This window comes from Alcanivorax sp. HI0044 (genome assembly GCF_001634945.1).
The window spans coordinates 1-1,535 of the sequence record NZ_LWEZ01001893.1 but is presented as its reverse complement, the minus strand read 5'-3'; the positions used below and the strand labels follow the sequence as shown (position 1 = coordinate 1,535).

General features: G+C 57.1%; 2 protein-coding genes and 1 pseudogene. 2 read left to right on the top strand and 1 reads right to left on the bottom strand.

What is annotated here, in order from left to right; genetic code table 11:
* A pseudogene (locus tag A3730_RS30725) lies at nt 1-129 on the top strand (tRNA (adenosine(37)-N6)-threonylcarbamoyltransferase complex transferase subunit TsaD); the annotation flags it as partial.
* A gap of 162 nt (nt 130-291) precedes the next feature.
* Here A3730_RS30725 and plsY read toward each other — a convergent pair.
* Nucleotides 292-906 (bottom strand): glycerol-3-phosphate 1-O-acyltransferase PlsY, encoded by a 615-nt coding sequence (plsY, locus tag A3730_RS28280; protein ID WP_082872264.1) that lies wholly within the window; start codon nt 904-906, stop codon nt 292-294.
* A 160-nt stretch (nt 907-1,066) separates the two neighbouring features.
* On the opposite strand from plsY, the gene folB reads away from it, so the two are divergent.
* Nucleotides 1,067-1,429 carry a dihydroneopterin aldolase gene (gene folB / locus A3730_RS28275; protein ID WP_063519278.1) on the top strand — a complete coding sequence of 121 codons (363 nt, stop codon included), beginning with the start codon at nt 1,067-1,069 and terminating at the stop codon, nt 1,427-1,429.
* The last annotated feature ends 106 nt before the right edge of the window (nt 1,430-1,535 follow it).

The window sequence follows — 1,535 nt, the reverse complement described above, 5'->3', positions numbered from 1 at the left end:
CAATACTGCACCGACAACGGCGCCATGATTGCCTTTGCCGGGGCGTTGCGTTTGCAGGCGGGTGAGTCTGCGGAGTTGCCGATCAAAGTGCGCCCAAGGTGGCCGCTAACTGAGCTGGCGGGGCTGTAAACCCAGTTGAAAGTTTAAAGTTCAAAGTTTAAACGCGGATTAGGCTGTCCTGCTTTGCCATGCTCTGCCCGCGATGAGGGTAATGTCGCGGGCAATGCCTGTCAAAACCCGAGGCGCGTTGACGCGCTTTTCAACTTTGAACTTTCAACTTTACACTGCGGCTCAGTCTTTCTTCCTGAACCCCAGTTCTTCCCCGCGCAGGATTTTCTGCAGGTTGCTGCGGTGCCGGGCAATCATCACCAGAGACAGGGCCAGCATGGGCCAGAAGGCCTGGGGCAGCCAGGCGAAAATACAAGCTGGCGCTACCACAAAGGCACTGAGTGAGGCGATGGAGGAGATACGGTTAAGCGCAAAGACCAGCAGCCAGGTGCTACCGGCAACCAGCCCACTGGGCCAGTGCAGGGCGAACAGCAACCCAAAAGCCGTGGCCACGCCTTTACCGCCCTGAAAGTGAAAGAATACCGGATACAGGTGGCCCAGGAAGGCGAAAGCACCGACCATTGCCGCGACAAAGGGGCCCATATCCAGATAGCGGGCCAGCACTACGGGGATCACCCCTTTGAGTACGTCGCCGAGTAGTGTGAGGGCGGCGGCGGGTTTGCCGCCGATGCGCAGCACATTGGTGGCCCCGGGGTTATTGGAGCCCTCCGTGCGCGGGTCCGGGTAGCCGAACAGCCGGCAAACCAGGATGGCACTGGAAATGGAGCCCATCAGATAGCCGGCCACGCACAATGGCAGTAACCAGAACCAGACTTCCTGTAATGTCCCTGCTTGCACCGGCTATAATCTCCCTTCGCATCGCTGTGTAATACACGGGGTGACATTGTACACAGCACGACGTTATTGCCTGCGCTGCAAGCGTAACATCTGATTACCTGAAATGGGATTCATTCGCCAGGGTGCTGTCGCCAATGAATGCCACGCCAAGAGATCGAGTATGGATATTGTTTATATCAATGATTTGAAAGTGGATACCGTGATCGGCATTTTCGACTGGGAGCGCCGTATTCGCCAGACCGTGAGCCTGGATCTGGAAATGGCGGCGGATATCCGTAAAGGCGCGGCGTCGGACCATATTGATGACGCCCTGGATTACAAGTCTATTGGCAAGCGGTTGATCGCCTTTATCGAAAGCAGTGAGTTTCAGCTGGTTGAGACTCTGGCTGAGAATGTGGCACAGCTGGTGCTCAACGAGTTCCAGGTGCCGTGGCTGAAGTTGCGGCTCAGCAAGCCGGGCGCTCTGCGTGGGGCCCGGGATGTAGGCGTGATTATTGAGCGGGGTGAGCGTCCCGATGGGTGAAGGGCTGAAGAGTGAAGCGTCTCAGGCTCAGGTATTTCTCAGCCTGGGCTCCAATATCGATCGTGAGCACAATATTCGCTCCGGACTGAATGCCCTTGCCCGGGTG

Excerpts from the sequence above, each read along its gene's own strand:
- folB (WP_063519278.1), top strand. The coding sequence starts at position 1,067 with ATGGATATTGTTTATATCAATGATTTGAAAGTGGATACCGTGATCGGC.